Origin of the sequence: Pseudomonas sp. URIL14HWK12:I6 (assembly GCF_000514195.1) — a bacterium.
GTDB classification, from domain to species: domain Bacteria; phylum Pseudomonadota; class Gammaproteobacteria; order Pseudomonadales; family Pseudomonadaceae; genus Aquipseudomonas; species Aquipseudomonas putida_A.
In genome coordinates this window covers 27,388-41,321 of the sequence record NZ_AZVL01000001.1, presented here as the reverse complement: position 1 = coordinate 41,321, position 13,934 = coordinate 27,388, and the positions used below count along the sequence as shown (strand labels likewise).

Annotated in this window: 13 protein-coding genes; 2 read left to right on the top strand and 11 right to left on the bottom strand. The window is 61.3% G+C overall.

Annotated elements, in window-relative coordinates; all coding sequences use genetic code 11:
- Nucleotides 1-3: 3 nt before the first annotated feature.
- Together H043_RS0100225 and H043_RS0100220 are read right to left on the bottom strand one after the other, a co-directional pair.
- The gene (locus tag H043_RS0100225; RefSeq protein ID WP_027610225.1) at nucleotides 4-597 is read right to left on the bottom strand and encodes a hypothetical protein; all 594 of its coding nucleotides are present in this window, start codon (nucleotides 595-597) and stop codon (nucleotides 4-6) included.
- Nucleotides 563-1,303, bottom strand: a complete 741-nt coding sequence (locus H043_RS0100220; protein ID WP_027610224.1) for an SURF1 family protein — start codon at nucleotides 1,301-1,303, stop codon at nucleotides 563-565. Before H043_RS0100220 ends, H043_RS0100225 begins: the two co-directional genes overlap by 35 nt.
- 70 nt (nucleotides 1,304-1,373) lie before the next feature.
- Here H043_RS0100220 and H043_RS0100215 point away from each other — a divergent pair, with 70 nt between their 5' ends.
- Entirely contained in the window at nucleotides 1,374-1,577 is a 204-nt protein-coding gene (locus tag H043_RS0100215) for a twin transmembrane helix small protein (protein ID WP_003220344.1), read from the top strand.
- A 7-nt stretch (nucleotides 1,578-1,584) separates the two neighbouring features.
- Here the strand turns inward: H043_RS0100215 and H043_RS0100210 are convergent, their stop codons facing one another.
- The 4 genes from H043_RS0100210 to coxB all read right to left on the bottom strand — a co-directional run bounded on the left by H043_RS0100210 (nucleotide 1,585) and on the right by coxB (nucleotide 5,975).
- Nucleotides 1,585-2,472, bottom strand: a complete 888-nt coding sequence (locus H043_RS0100210; protein ID WP_027610223.1) for a cytochrome c oxidase subunit 3 — start codon at nucleotides 2,470-2,472, stop codon at nucleotides 1,585-1,587.
- Nucleotides 2,473-2,497: 25 nt separating this feature from the next.
- Nucleotides 2,498-3,049, bottom strand: a complete 552-nt coding sequence (locus H043_RS0100205) for a cytochrome c oxidase assembly protein (protein ID WP_027610222.1) — start codon at nucleotides 3,047-3,049, stop codon at nucleotides 2,498-2,500.
- 129 nt (nucleotides 3,050-3,178) lie between these two features.
- Complete coding sequence (gene ctaD / locus H043_RS0100200; RefSeq protein ID WP_027610221.1) at nucleotides 3,179-4,765, bottom strand: cytochrome c oxidase subunit I; 1,587 nt, start codon at nucleotides 4,763-4,765, stop codon at nucleotides 3,179-3,181.
- A gap of 82 nt (nucleotides 4,766-4,847) precedes the next feature.
- On the bottom strand, nucleotides 4,848-5,975 hold the full coding sequence (gene coxB, locus H043_RS0100195) for a cytochrome c oxidase subunit II (protein WP_027610220.1): 1,128 nt from the start codon (nucleotides 5,973-5,975) through the stop codon (nucleotides 4,848-4,850).
- 370 nt (nucleotides 5,976-6,345) lie between these two features.
- Here coxB and H043_RS0100190 point away from each other — a divergent pair, with 370 nt between their 5' ends.
- Nucleotides 6,346-6,978, top strand: a complete 633-nt coding sequence (locus tag H043_RS0100190) for a hypothetical protein (protein ID WP_027610219.1) — start codon at nucleotides 6,346-6,348, stop codon at nucleotides 6,976-6,978.
- A gap of 137 nt (nucleotides 6,979-7,115) precedes the next feature.
- Here H043_RS0100190 and H043_RS0100185 read toward each other — a convergent pair whose 3' ends face one another.
- The 5 genes from H043_RS0100185 to H043_RS0100165 all read right to left on the bottom strand — a co-directional run bounded on the left by H043_RS0100185 (nucleotide 7,116) and on the right by H043_RS0100165 (nucleotide 13,932).
- Nucleotides 7,116-8,642 (bottom strand): SulP family inorganic anion transporter, encoded by a 1,527-nt coding sequence (locus H043_RS0100185; protein ID WP_027610218.1) that lies wholly within the window; start codon nucleotides 8,640-8,642, stop codon nucleotides 7,116-7,118.
- 89 nt (nucleotides 8,643-8,731) lie between these two features.
- Nucleotides 8,732-9,463 carry a carbonic anhydrase gene (locus H043_RS0100180; protein ID WP_027610217.1) on the bottom strand — a complete coding sequence of 244 codons (732 nt, stop codon included), beginning with the start codon at nucleotides 9,461-9,463 and terminating at the stop codon, nucleotides 8,732-8,734.
- A gap of 237 nt (nucleotides 9,464-9,700) precedes the next feature.
- The gene (locus H043_RS0100175) at nucleotides 9,701-10,759 is read right to left on the bottom strand and encodes a PA0069 family radical SAM protein (RefSeq protein WP_027610216.1); all 1,059 of its coding nucleotides are present in this window, start codon (nucleotides 10,757-10,759) and stop codon (nucleotides 9,701-9,703) included.
- Nucleotides 10,760-10,833: 74 nt separating this feature from the next.
- Entirely contained in the window at nucleotides 10,834-12,135 is a 1,302-nt protein-coding gene (locus H043_RS0100170; protein ID WP_027610215.1) for a cytochrome c, read from the bottom strand.
- Nucleotides 12,136-12,147: 12 nt separating this feature from the next.
- Nucleotides 12,148-13,932, bottom strand: a complete 1,785-nt coding sequence (locus H043_RS0100165) for a GMC family oxidoreductase (RefSeq protein WP_027610214.1) — start codon at nucleotides 13,930-13,932, stop codon at nucleotides 12,148-12,150.
- Nucleotides 13,933-13,934: the final 2 nt, after the last annotated feature.

The following is a 13,934-nucleotide window of genomic DNA, read 5'->3' as shown; positions in this document are numbered from 1 at the left end:
CCCTTATCCGATGTTCGACAGTTTCAGCAGGTGGCGCAGGTCGTTGAGCAGATCCTTGCCCTTCACGCTCGGCTCGTAGCGCAGCACCAGGTTGCCGTGGGGGTCGATGATCCACAGTTGCGGTGTGGCCTTGTCGCCGGTGGCCTTGCTCAACGCTGCGCTGTCCAGCGGGTAGCGTTGCAGCTGCGGATATTCGCGGCTCAGCTTGGCTTCGTAGTCGGCGCTCAACGGTTGCGCGGCGGCGAGGGCGTGGCTGGCGCGCCCGGCGTCGCGACCGAGGCCGATCTGGATCTGCCGGGCGAGGTACACCAGTTGCTGGCAGTCCACCGCGCAATCCTTCGGCGCGGTCACCAGCATCTGCCAGCGCTGTTCATCGGCTTGCACGCCGAGGTCGGCACGGGTCTGGCCGTTGCCGATCAGTTCGCCGTGGTAGCTGCGACCTTCCGGTACCCAGAACTGCAGTTTGTACATGCCGGTCGCCAGCACCATCGGGCCGACCACGCCGAGCACAATCAGCAGCAGCTGAATCCGCCCGCGGCGGCGGGTGGCCGGGGTTTTCGCCTCAGACATGCTGGGTGGATTCATGGCCGTTCCCATGGTGTTTCTCCTTTGCGTTGTGCAATCCAAGGTAGAGGTAGAGGCCGAGCAGGGCGGTGGCCATGGCGAACCACTGCACGGCGTATCCAAGGTGTTTTTCCGGGCCCATGGCGACGACCGGCCAGTCGGCCTCATAGCTGGCGGGGCCGGGTTCGGCACGAAGTTCGTAGGCGAAGCCGTCGCGTTCGAGGGTTTTCCACAGCTTCGCCGGCTCGACGGCGGTGATCGTTTGCGGCCAGCTGCTGCTGGCCGGGTCGGCGTGCAACTGGAAGGTCGCGCCGGGGGCGACGTAGACCCAGGCATCCAGGTTGACCGCGTCGGTGGGGGTTGCGAATTGCGGCGTCACCCGGCGATCCGGCCATGGCAACCAGCCGCGATTGACCAGCAGCCACTGGCCGCTGGCCCGATCCTGAAACGGTTGCAGCAGCTCGATACCGACCTTGCCGTTGCGCTGGCGGTTGTCCAGCAGCAGGCTGTGGGCGCCATCGAACTGGCCGTACAGATGCACACGGCGAAAGGCCGGGTCGGCGCTGTGCAGCAATTCGCTGCTGGCCATCGGATCAGCCGCGCGGCGCTCGGCGTAAGTGGCGAGCAGGGCGGTTTTCTCCGCGCCCCGACCGAGCTGCCAGAAACCCAGCGACACCAGCAGCGGCAGCAACAGCGCCACCACCACGGTCGGTATCACGCCGGGCCGGAAGCGCTTCATGGCCGTGCCACAAAGTCAGTCGTCGCGATCGCTATACTCAACTGCATCGCCTGTCCCCCGGAGTCTTCCCATGCTCAAAGCAGCCATCGTCCTGCTGCTGATTGCCACGGTGATCAGCCTGTTCAGCGGCCTGTTTTTCCTGGTCAAGGACGACAGCAGCTCCAATCGCCTGGTGATCGCCTTGAGTGTTCGGGTGGCACTGGCCGCTGCCACCGTCGGCTTGATCGCCTGGGGCTTCTACAGCGGCCAACTGGTGTCGCACGCGCCTTGGTGATCAGTGCTCAGAGCACGTAAACGAAGACGAACAAGCCGATCCACACCACATCGACGAAGTGCCAGTACCAGCTCGCGGCCTCGAAACCGAACTGATGCTCGGCATCGAAATGGCCCTTCATGATGCGCATCAGCATCACGAACAGAATGATCGTGCCGATGGTCACGTGGGCACCGTGGAAACCGGTGAGCATGAAGAACGTCGCGCCGTAGATGCCCGAACCCAGGGTCAGGCCCAGTTCGTGGTAGGCGTGCATGTATTCCTCGGCCTGCAAGGCGAGGAATCCGCAGCCCAGCAGCACGGTGATCGCCAGCCAGATTTTCAGCGCGCCGCGATGGCCCTTCTTCAAGGCATGGTGGGCGATGGTGATGGTCACACTGGAGCTGACCAGCAGAATCGTGTTGATCAGCGGCAGGCCCCACGGGCTGATGACTTCTTTGGGCGGCGGGAACAGTTTCGGATCCGGCGTGTGCAGCAGCGGCCAGGTGAACTGGAAGTTCGGCCACAGCATGTGGGCGATACCTTTCGGGCCTTCACCACCCAGAGCGGGCCCCGAGACGTGGCGCACGTAAAACAGCGCACCGAAGAAGGCGACGAAGAACATCACCTCGGAAAAGATGAACCAGCTCATGCCCCAGCGGAACGAGCGATCGAGCTGCGGGCTGTACAGCCCGGCGCGACTTTCCTTGATCACCGCCCCGAACCAGCCGAACAGCATGTACGCCAGCAACAGCCCGCCGACGAAAAAGATGTACGGGCCGTGGGATTCCGGACGCGCTGCCTTCAGATCGTTGAACCAAGTCGCCAGGCCGTACACGGTGATAACCATGCCGAACGTGGCGATGATTGGCCATTTGCTCTGGGCCGGGACGTAATAGTGCTCATGAGTTGCCATTTATTGTTCTCCTTATCGGGCACGCTTAACCGCCAGTGTTTGCAGCCACCGGAGGATGTCGGGCGGTGATATCGAACAGCGTGTAGGACAGCGTCAGGTGCTTCACGTCCTTGGGCATGTCGCGGTCAACGATGAAACGCACCGGCATCTCGATCTGCTGACCCGGCTGCAGCACCTGCTGGGTAAAGCAAAAGCATTCGGTCTTGTGGAAATACGCCGCCGCATTGCTCGGCGCGATGCTCGGCACGGCTTGCGCACTCATCGGTTTGTCGGTGGGATTGCGCGCGATGAAAATCATCTCGTTGACCGCGCCGGGGTTGGCGGTCAGTTCGTCGTGCTTGGGGTAGAACTCCCACGGCATGTCGATGTTGTTGGTCGACAGAAACTGCACGCGCACCTGGCGCGAGCTGTCCACCATTTGCTCGCCCTCGTACTGCCCGGCGGTTTTGCCATTGATGCCGAAGGCCTTGCACATCACGTCGTAGATCGGCACCAGGGCAAAGCCGAAGACAAACATTGCGACCACGACTCCCAGCAGCCGGATGACCAGTTTTTTCAGCGAGATCGAGTCAGCCATGATTTTTGTCCTCGGCCGAGAACCCTGTGGGAGCTGGCTTGCCAGCGATGCAGCCGACGCGGTGTTTCAGGCAGGCCGCCATCGCGGGCAAGCCCGCTCCCACAGGAGTTTCCACAAGGCAGGAGGTGTTCATTTCACTTCCGGCGGCGTGGTAAAGGTGTGATACGGCGCCGGCGACGGCACGCTCCACTCCAGGCCTTCGGCGCCATCCCACGGTTTCGCCGGGGCTGGCGCGCCACCGCGAATGGTCTTGATCACGATGAACAGGAAGAAGATCTGCGTAGCGCCGAACATGAACGCGCCGATCGAGGAAACCATGTTGAAGTCGGCGAACTGCAGGTTGTAGTCCGGAATCCGCCGCGGCATTCCCGCCAGCCCCACAAAGTGCATCGGGAAGAAGGTCAGGTTCATGCCGACGAACGATAGCCAGAAGTGCAGCTTGCCGAGGGTTTCGTCGTACATGTGCCCGGTCCACTTCGGCAGCCAGTAATAGGCCGAAGCGAAGATCCCGAAGATCGCCCCCGGCACCAGCACGTAGTGGAAGTGCGCGACCACGAAGTAGGTGTCCTGGTACTGGAAGTCCGCCGGGGCAATGGCCAGCATCAGCCCGGAAAAACCGCCGATCGAGAACAGGATCACGAACGCCACGGCAAACAGCATCGGCGTCTCGAAGGTCAGCGACCCCTGCCACATGGTGCTGGCCCAGTTGAACACCTTCACCCCGGTGGGCACGGCGATGAGCATGGTCGCGTACATGAAGAACAGCTCGCCCACCAGCGGGATGCCGACCACGAACATGTGGTGCGCCCAGACGATGAACGACAGGAACGCGATGCTCGCCGTGGCGTAGACCATCGAGGTGTAGCCGAACAGCGGCTTGCGCGAGAAGGTCGGGATGATCTGGCTGACGGCGCCGAAGGCCGGCAGGATCATGATGTACACCTCGGGGTGGCCGAAGAACCAGAACACGTGCTGGAACAGCACCGGGTCACCGCCACCGGCGGCACTGAAGAAACTGGTGCCGAAGTGGATGTCCATCAGCATCATCGTCACGCACCCGGCCAGCACCGGCATCACCGCGATCAGCAGGAACGCGGTGATCAGCCAGGTCCAGACGAACAGCGGCATTTTCATCAGGGTCATGCCGGGGGCGCGCAGGTTGAGGATGGTCGCGACCACGTTGATCGCGCCCATGATCGAACTGATCCCCATCAAGTGGATGGCGAAGATGAAGTAGGTGACGCTTTCCGGTGCGTAGGTGGTGGACAGCGGCGCATAGAACGTCCAGCCGAAGTTCGGCCCGCCACCGGCGGTGAACAGGGTCGAGACCAGCAGCAGGAACGCCGCCGGCAGCAGCCAGAAGCTGAAATTGTTCATCCGTGGCAGGGCCATGTCCGGCGCGCCGATCATCAACGGGATCATCCAGTTGGCGAGGCCGACGAACGCCGGCATCACCGCGCCGAAGACCATCACCAGGCCGTGCATGGTGGTCATCTGGTTGAAGAACGCCGGTTCGACGATCTGCAGCCCGGGCTGGAACAGCTCGGCGCGGATCACCATGGCGAACGTGCCGCCGAGCAGGAACATGCAGAACGCGAACCACAGGTACAGCGTGCCGATGTCCTTGTGGTTGGTGGTCAGCACCCAACGCATCAGGCCTTTGGCGGGGCCGTGGGCGTGGTCGGCATGACCGTGGTCATCGATTACAGCGCTCATGGCCGGTCTCCTTTACGTGAGTGGACGGGGCGGGCCGGGGCGCATTGCCCCGACCGATTCACGAAGTACGCGATAGACCGGCTCATTTGCTTTCCGCCTGTTTGAGCTCAAGCACTTCTTTTGGCGTGACCATGTCGCCCTTGTTGTTGCCCCAGGCGTTACGTTCGTAGGTCACCACCGCTGCGATATCGACTTCCGACAACTGCTTGCCGAACGCTGCCATGGCGGTGCCGGGTTTGCCGAAGTACACGCGGTGCAGGTGGTCGGCTTTCGGCCCGGTGGCAATCGGTGAGCCCTTGAGCGCCGGGAACATCGGCGGCAGGCCCTGGCCTTCGGCCTGGTGACAAGCCACGCAAGTGGTGTGATAAATCTTGTCGCCGCGCTCCTTGAGTTCGTCGAGGGTCCATTCCTTGCTGGTCAGCTCCTTGAGCTGCGCGGCTTCGGCTTTGCGGTCGGCAAGCCACTTGTCGTAGTCGGCCTTCTCCTTGACGTCGACCACGATCGGCATGAAGCCGTGGTCCTTGCCGCACAGTTCGGCGCACTGGCCACGGTAGAGGCCGGGCTTGTCGATGCGCGTCCAGGCTTCGTTGACGAAACCCGGGATCGCATCGCGCTTGACCGCGAAGGCCGGCACCCACCATGAGTGAATCACGTCGGCGGAGGTCACGAGGAAGCGCACCTTGGCGCCGACCGGCAGCACCAGCGGCTTGTCGACTTCGAGCAGGTAGTGCTCGCCCTTGGCTTCCTTGTTGTGGATCTGTTCGGCGGGGGTGGCCAGGTTGCTGAAGAACTCGACATCCTGACCCAGGTATTTGTAGTGCCACTTCCACTGATAGCCGGTGATCTGGATATCGATATCCGGCTCACTGGTGTCGTACATGCGGATCAGGGTGGCGGTCGCCGGAACCGCCATCGCCACCAGGATCAGCAGCGGCACGACCGTCCAGAGAATCTCGACGGTGGTACTTTCGTGGAATTTTGCGGCGACCTGCCCGGTCGAGCGGCGATGCACGATCATCGACCAGAACATGGCGCCGAAGACGATGATCCCGATCACCACACAGATCCAGAAAATGGTCATGTGCAGGTCGAATACTGCGTGACTGATTTCAGTCGCTCCAGGCGCCATATTCACAGTCCAGGCCGCTTGAGCCGGGCTGAAAATCGACCACAACAGGAGGCCCATCCAGACGTGTGGATGTCGCATCATTGCGGGTTCCCCTTATCGTTCTTGTTATCCCGTAGGCGCAACGCCTTCGGCAAGGGAGCGGCTGCATCAGACTACGAACTTGAATCGCCGGGCCTTGCTGCGTGGGCAGTCGGGCGTCATCAGCTAACTCCATTCAATGGCGAGTATAGACAGCCATCGGGAATTGCAATGTCGACGCGTAAATGATCTGAAACAGCCGGGGCTTGCGCTCAAGGGTACGAATGGAGAAGGATGCAGACGAGTGGTGGCGAACCGATATAACGCTGCTGCATCAAGGATGAAATAATTATGACAAATGCGTCTTAGCATTTTTCGTAAGCCAGCTAAGTTATGTCTTCCCTATTTCATTGCCTTGTTCCCTGGAGTTTTCATGAACACCGCCGCATTGCGCGAGCAGATCCAAAAAGCCCGACAGACCGAAAACGAAACCGGACGGCTCAAGCGTCAGCTGGAAGCCAAGTTGCCTCATCTGCATTCGGCCATTCAGTTGCCGGACGCTAACCGCGAAGACGCGTTGACGAGTTTTGTCACCGCCTATATCGATGAAGTACCAGACATGCTGGACGCAGCCAATGAAGTTGCCAGGGAAGCGGGAATCGAGTCGCAGATCAAGCCGGTGCTGAAAATCGCCGAGCAGTACTTCCTCCAGCCGCCGGTCGGTCTGGACAGCCTGCTGGACGAAGCCTATCTGGCGCACCGCTTTGTCGAAGAGGTCAACGACCTGTACATCAAACACCTCGGCCAGCCACTGATCCCCTTGGACATGACGGTCGCCAACCTGATTGCTCACCAATTGCTCGGTGAGGAATTTGCCAATCAACTGGACGAAGTGGTGCATCACACTATCGACGAGATGCTCGACGATGAGAGTTTTGCCCTGGAATCGGTAGAGGCCTACCGCGACAAACTGAGCAGCCCGGATACCGGTGCTGCGTGGAAGCGCTGGCCATGCATGGGCCGTCGCCTGGGTGTGGGCCTGGAGCTGGACCAGCCTGCCGCGTAATCCTCATACGCCATAGATCCAATGTGGGAGCGAGCCTGCTCGCGAATGCGGTCGATCATTCAACATCTTCTGTTGGCTGATACATCGCTTTCGCGAGCAGGCTCGCTCCCACAGGGTTTGTATGCACAACGGGTTTTTTAGCCGGCCGCGCCGATCCCGGTATTGGTCCGAACCCGCCCCTCCAACCGTCGCTTCAACCCGCGCGACTCGATCAACAGCTTCGAGCCCTTCGCCGCATTCGCCCGGCCCCACTCTTCCAGCAACTCCAGACACGAATGGTCGATGTAGCTCAGGTTATTGAGCGGCACATGCACCGTCGTGCCCGCCGGAATGCTCCCCAGCACCTGAGTCAGCGCCGGTACCTTGAGGAAGGTCGCCGCGCCGACCAGACGCAATTCCATCTCACCGTCCTGCGGCAGATCGATCAGGCTGATCTTCAATCGCGAAGCCTTGAACGCCAGTTTCAACATCGTCAAACCGAAACCGATCAACACACCGGTCAGCAGGTCGGTGAAGATGATCGCCAGCGCCGTGGCGGCATAGGTGAACATCGGCATCCGCCCGTAACGGCCCAGTCCGCGAAAGGCTTTCAAGTCCACCAGTTTGAACCCGGTGTACACCAACACGCCTGCCAGACTCGCCACCGGAATGCTTTGCAGCACGCTCGACAGCAACAGCACGAACGCCAGTAGCCACAGACCATGGAAGATCGTCGAGTAACGGGTGGTTGCACCGGCCTGGACGTTGGCCGAGCTGCGCACGATCACCCCGGTCATCGGCAGCGCACCGAGCAGACCGCAGAGCATGTTGCCGACACCTTGCGCCGACAGCTCACGGTCGAAGTCCGAGCGCACGCCGTTGTGCATGCGATCCACCGCTGCGGCGGACAGCAGCGTTTCGGCGCTGGCGATGAACGCCACGGCAAAAGCCGCAATCAGCAGGGTTGGATCAGTGAGGCTGAGCAAGTCCGCCGGTTTCAGCCAGTCAATGGCTTCGGCGAGGTTCTCCGGTACCTCAACCCGTTTGACCTGCAACGCCAGCAACAGGCTGGCGCCGGTCGCCAGGCCAACACCGAGCAGCGCACCAGGAATGAAGCGCAGCGAATGCGGGCGAAATTTCTCCCACAGCCACATCACCGCAATGGTCGCCAGGCCGAGCAAGCCGGCCTGCCAGCCGAACGACGGCAAGGCTTGCGCCACTGCGCCGGGGAAGGTCGTGAGGTTATCCAGCCCGGACGGTTGTGGCTTGGCATCGAGCATCACATGCACCTGCGACAGAACGATCAGCACGCCGATCCCCGCGAGCATGCCGTAGACCACCGCTGGCGCCGTGACCCGAAACCAGCACCCGAGCTTCAGGCGCCCGGCCACCAGTTGCAGGAAACCCGCAAGCAACAGAATCGGCCCGAGCATCTCGATCCCGTGCTGGCGCACCAGCTCGAACACCAACACCGCCAGACCGGCCGCCGGCCCGCTGACCTGCAACGGCGAGCCTGCCAGCCAACCCACCACCAGACCGCCGATGATCCCGGTGATCAGACCTTTGGCCGGCGGCAACCCGGAAGCGATCGCAATGCCCATGCACAAAGGCAGCGCGACCAGAAACACAACCACCGAAGCCAGCAGCTCCCGTGGCAACACCGCTTTCAATTGAGCAGCACGCATGATGACTCTCCCGAAGCTTTCTTCAGGCGTGGCGAAGCCGGGCCGCTGAACAGCGGCCGGCATCAAACCACACAGATTTTTAGGAGGATTTAGAAGCGCGCTTTGGGCGTCGCCACCGGAATCGGATGGCTGCCGTCGAGCGGCAGGAAGCGTCCCTGATCCGCGTCGTAAGCCTTGATTTCGCTGGTTTCGATGTTGTAGACCCAGCCATGGATGAACAGCTGACCGTTCGCCATGCGTGAGGCTACCGAAGGATGGGTACGCAAGTGCTGCAGTTGGGCGATGACGTTCTCCTCGGTGAGGATCGGCATACTTTCTTTTTCTTCGGTGCAGTTACAGTTTTCGTGCACCATGGTTTTTGCCACTTCGGCGTGGCGCAACCAGGCTTTGACCGTCGGCATTTTTTCCAGGCTGTCCGGATTGAGCACTGCGCGCATGGCACCGCAATCGGAGTGGCCGCAGATGATGATGTGTTGCACGCCCAGCGCCAGTACCGCGTATTCGATGGCAGTGGAAACGCCACCGTTCATCTGGCCGTAAGGCGGTACAACGTTGCCGACGTTACGGGTCACGAACAGATCGCCTGGCGAACTCTGGGTGATCAGCTCGGGCACGATGCGCGAGTCGGCGCAGGTGATGAACATTGCCCGTGGCGATTGCGCCGTGGCGAGTTTCTTGAAGAGTTCTTCCTGCTGCGGGAAGACCTCATGATGAAAATGCAAAAAGCCGTCAACGATCGTACGCAACGCTGCATCGGCGGATTCCGCCCCAGGGACGGCTTGCGCCGACGCAGCCAACGGCTGTTTATCCTTGTCACTCATGATTCATCCTCTTTGGCGGATTCGGGGAGTCGTTCCCGTGTATTCCGGTATGAAGCCAGTGGCTGTTTAAAACATCCGGGTCATCCAGACCCGTCAGTCACTCGATGAACAAGGTAGCCGCCGAAACTTAACTCAAACTGAATCGAGCGCTCTAGAACGTGTGTTCCAGGTCACAAAAAACGTGACTGAGGCATTTCGACGGAAGGATTCCAACCCGGCAACCATAGGCAATTGTCGCTAAATCAACGACATCTGGCGACCCGGCGGACAGAAGGCCGTGCAGTCCAGGTTATAGCCCTCACGGTGGTTTAAACCGAGACGTTTAATGGCTTTGGCGAAACGTTGCGCGAGCAGGTCGGCGAACGGCCCCTCGCCGCGCATCCGCGCACCGAACCGGCTGTCGTAGAGCTCACCACCTCGGCTCTGGCGGATCAGGCTCAGGACATGGGCCGCGCGCTGCGGATAGTGCGCCTGCAACCATTCCTCGAACAACGGCGCCACTTCCAGCGGCAGGCGCAGCATCATGTACGCGGCGCTTTGCGCACCAGCCGCATGGGCTTCGGTCAGCAGGCTTTCGATTTCGCTGTCGTTGATCATCGGGATCATCGGCGAACACAGCACCCCCACCGGAATGCCTGCTTCGCGCATCACCCGGATTGCCCGCAGCCGTGCTTTCGGGGCAGCGGCTCGCGGTTCGAGGATACGTTTGAGTTCATCGTCCAGCGTGGTCAGGCTGATCATCACCGCCACCAGCCGTTGCTGCGCCAGCTCGGTGAGCAGGTCGAGGTCGCGCAGAATCAGCGAACCCTTGGTAACGATGGTCACCGGGTGCCGGTAGCGCAGCAGTACTTCGAGGGTCTGCCGGGTGATCCTGTGCTCGCGCTCGATGGGCTGATACGGATCGGTGTTGGAGCCAAGATTGATCGGCGCGCATTGGTAACCGCGTTTGCTCAACTGTTCCTCAAGCACCTGGGCGGCGTTGGTCTTGGCGATCAGCCGAGTTTCGAAATCCAGCCCCGGCGACATGTCCCAATAGGCGTGGCTGGGTCGCGCGTAGCAATAGATGCAACCGTGCTCGCAGCCGCGATAGGGGTTGATTGAGCGATCGAAGGGCAGGTCTGGCGAGGTGTTGCGGGTGATGATGGTTTTCGCGGTCTCGATCATCACCTCGGTGTTCTGCGTTTCGGGCACTTCCTGATACCAGCCGTCGTCCTCGGCCACCGAACGGTTCGGCGCAAAGCGGTTGTGCGGGTTGGTCGCGGTGCCGCGGCCGCGCGGTGGCAATGGAGTAGACATGAAAACGCCCCGATACTGTGTGCATATACAGTATCTGGGCGTTGCTCATCTGGCTAGTGCCGTCGGGCGACTGGTCAGTTGTGTTGCGTGACCTGACCGAGGTCATCGCCGGAGGTGTGCTTCATATCCTCCTTACGCAACTCGGCGACGTCAGCGGCTTTCACCGGCGCACCTTTGTTGCCCCAGCTGCCACGGATGAAACTCACCACATCCGCCACTTCCTGATCCGACAACCGCCAGGCGAAACCCGGCATGGTGAAGGTCGAGGGTGCCGTGTGCGTCGCCGGCAAGGTACCGCCCTTGAGCACGATGTGGATCAGCGAGGTTGGGTCTTCCGATTGCAGCACCGGATTGCCCGCCAGCGCTGGGAACACCCGGGTGTAGCCATGGCCGTCGGTACGGTGGCAGGCCGCGCAGTTGTCGATGTACACCGCTGCGCCGCGCTGACTGTCGTCGCCGTTCCACAGGGCTTTGGCCGCTTTCTCATCGTACTGATGCGGCTGATCGTTTGGATCAACTGCCGGCAGCGACTTGAGGTAGCGGGCGATCGCGGTCAGGTCGGCATCGGTCATGTATTGCATGCTGTGGGTGACCACATCGCTCATGCCGCCGAACACTGCACTGCGGTCGCTGCGGCCGGTCTTGAGGAACTGCACCAGCTGCGCTTCGCTCCAGCTGCCCAGGCCATCCTTGTGATCACCGCGCAGACTTTTCGCGATCCAGCCTTCCAGCGGCGCACTGCCGGCGAGGAAGTTCTTGCCGTCCGCCGCGCTCAGGGATTTTTCCTGCATGGTCAGGGCCCGTGGCGTATGGCAGGCGCCGCAATGGCCGAGGCCTTCGACCAGATAGGCGCCGCGATCGATCACCGGATCATCCGAGGTGGTCTTGTAGTCCTCGACTTTCGGCGCAAACAGCCAGCGCCAGCCCATCAGCGGCCAGCGCATGCTCAGCGGCCATGGAATGTCGCTGGCCTTGTTCTCCTGCGCCACCGGTTCGACACCGTGCATGAAGTAGGCGTACAGCGCCTGCATGTCGGTTTCGCTGACACGGGCGTAGGACGGATACGGCATTGCCGGGTACAAGGTACTGCCGTTTTTCGCCACGCCATGGCGCACGGCTTTGTCGAAGTCCTCAAAGCTGTAATCGCCGACACCGGTTTTGTCCGGGGTGATGTTGGTCGAGTAGATCGTGCCGATCGGCGTTTCCATCGGCAGGCCGCCGGCGAACGGCTTGCCGCCCTTGGCGGTGTGGCAGGCCACGCAGTCACCGGCGCGGGCGAGGTATTCGCCTTGTTTGATCAACGCCTGATCAACGTCGGCGGCGTGTACAGCCGTGCTGCCGAGCAGGGCCAGGGTGGCGATAACGAGATTTTTCATGGTCATCGCTCCTTATGCCTGAACCAGCGGGCCGGGGTTTTTCAGGTATTGCTCACGAATCGCCTTGGCCGACCAGTAGGTCAACGCCGCCACCAGCCCGGTCGGGTTGTAACCCAAGCCTTGCGGAAACGCCGACGCACCTGGCACGAACACGTTGTGCACGTCCCAGCTCTGCAGGTAACGGTTCAGGGCACTCTTCTTCGGATCGGTACCCATGATTGCGCCACCGTTGAGGTGGGTGGTCTGGTAGGCCGCGGTGTTGAAATGATCACCGACCTGCTTGCCGATCACCGCGATGGCTTTCGGGCCCATGGCTTGAGCGACTTTGCCCATTTTCTCGACCATGAAGCGGTTCATTTTGATGTCGTTTTCCTGCCAGTCGAAGGTCATGCGCAGCAGCGGCAAGCCGTAGGCATCGCGGTACACCGGATCCAGATCGAGGTAGTTGCCACGGTAGGACTGATGCGCGCCGTGGGCATCCATCGACACCTGGTGGGTGTAGTAATCGGCGGTCGCGCGTTTCCACTGGCTGCCCCAGGCCGGAGTGCCGGGTGGGTTTGAGGTGCCGGCAATCGGGCGGCTGCCCGCCTGGTTGACCCACATTGGCGAGCCACCGACGAAGCCGTGCGGGCCGTGATCGAAGTTGTCGGCGTTGAAGTCATCCAGTGCCACACCGTTGCCGCCGGCACCGATGAAGTTGTTGGTGTGGGTGTCCTTGTCGAAGAACGCCTTGATGGTCGCCATGTTCTGGTAGGCGAAGTTACGCCCGACCACGCCTTCGCCGCTGATCGGGTCGTACGGCTTGCCGATGCCCGAGAGCAGCATCAGGCGCACGTTGTGCAACTGGAAGGCGCCGAGGATCACCAGATCCGCCGGTTGCTCGATCTCGCGGCCTTGGCCGTCGATGTACGTCACGCCGGTGGCCTTGGACTTGGTGCTGTCGAGGTTGACCCGCAGCACATGGGCGTTGGCGCGCAGCTCGAAATTCGGCAGAGGACGCAGCGCCGGCAGAATGTTCACGTTCGGCGAGGCCTTGGAGTACATGTAGCAAACGTAACCGCTGCAGAACCCGCAGAAGTTGCACGGGCCCATCTGTGCGCCGTAGGGATTGGTGTACGGGCCTGAAGTATTGGCGGAGGGCAGGTTGTAGGGTTTGTAACCGACCTCTGTCGCCGCTTTGCCGAACAGTTGTGCGGAAACGGTGTTCTTCTGCGCTTGCAGCGGGAACGGATTGGAGCGATCCGGTGCGTAAGGGTTACCGCCCTTGCCCTGACCGACCAGTTGGCCCTTCACGGTCCAGGCCTGGCCGGAGGTGCCGAAGACCTTTTCGGCGAAATCGAAGAACGGCTCCAGCTCTTCATAGCTGACGCCGAAGTCCTGGATGGTCATGTCCTTGGGGATAAAACTTTTGCCGTAACGCTCTTCGTAGTGGCTGCGCATGCGTAGCTCGATCGGATCGACGCGAAAGTGCACGCCCGACCAATGCAGACCGGCGCCGCCGACGCCATTGCCCGGCAGAAACGCACCCAACTGGCGATTCGGCAGGGCGATGTCGTTGACGCTGTGGCGGATGGTGACGGTTTCTTTCGAGATGTCCTGAAAGAGTTTTTTCCGCACGCTGTAGGTGAGTTCGTCGATCACCTGTGGATAGTTGCCGTCGGGGTAGGTGTCCTGCATCGGCCCGCGCTCCAGCGCCAGCACGTTGAGCCCGGCCTCGGTCAGCTCCTTGGCCATGATCGCGCCAGTCCAGCCGAAACCGACGATCACTGCGTCGACCTTCTTCATTACGATTGCCATGC

Excerpts from the sequence above, each read along its gene's own strand:
- H043_RS0100225 (WP_027610225.1), bottom strand. The coding sequence starts at position 597 with ATGGGAACGGCCATGAATCCACCCAGCATGTCTGAGGCGAAAACCCCG.
- H043_RS0100220 (WP_027610224.1), bottom strand. The coding sequence starts at position 1,303 with ATGAAGCGCTTCCGGCCCGGCGTGATACCGACCGTGGTGGTGGCGCTG.
- H043_RS0100215 (WP_003220344.1), top strand. The coding sequence starts at position 1,374 with ATGCTCAAAGCAGCCATCGTCCTGCTGCTGATTGCCACGGTGATCAGC.
- H043_RS0100210 (WP_027610223.1), bottom strand. The coding sequence starts at position 2,472 with ATGGCAACTCATGAGCACTATTACGTCCCGGCCCAGAGCAAATGGCCA.
- H043_RS0100205 (WP_027610222.1), bottom strand. The coding sequence starts at position 3,049 with ATGGCTGACTCGATCTCGCTGAAAAAACTGGTCATCCGGCTGCTGGGA.
- ctaD (WP_027610221.1), bottom strand. The coding sequence starts at position 4,765 with ATGAGCGCTGTAATCGATGACCACGGTCATGCCGACCACGCCCACGGC.
- coxB (WP_027610220.1), bottom strand. The coding sequence starts at position 5,975 with ATGATGCGACATCCACACGTCTGGATGGGCCTCCTGTTGTGGTCGATT.
- H043_RS0100190 (WP_027610219.1), top strand. The coding sequence starts at position 6,346 with ATGAACACCGCCGCATTGCGCGAGCAGATCCAAAAAGCCCGACAGACC.
- H043_RS0100185 (WP_027610218.1), bottom strand. The coding sequence starts at position 8,642 with ATGCGTGCTGCTCAATTGAAAGCGGTGTTGCCACGGGAGCTGCTGGCT.
- H043_RS0100180 (WP_027610217.1), bottom strand. The coding sequence starts at position 9,463 with ATGAGTGACAAGGATAAACAGCCGTTGGCTGCGTCGGCGCAAGCCGTC.
- H043_RS0100175 (WP_027610216.1), bottom strand. The coding sequence starts at position 10,759 with ATGTCTACTCCATTGCCACCGCGCGGCCGCGGCACCGCGACCAACCCG.
- H043_RS0100170 (WP_027610215.1), bottom strand. The coding sequence starts at position 12,135 with ATGAAAAATCTCGTTATCGCCACCCTGGCCCTGCTCGGCAGCACGGCT.
- H043_RS0100165 (WP_027610214.1), bottom strand. The coding sequence starts at position 13,932 with ATGGCAATCGTAATGAAGAAGGTCGACGCAGTGATCGTCGGTTTCGGC.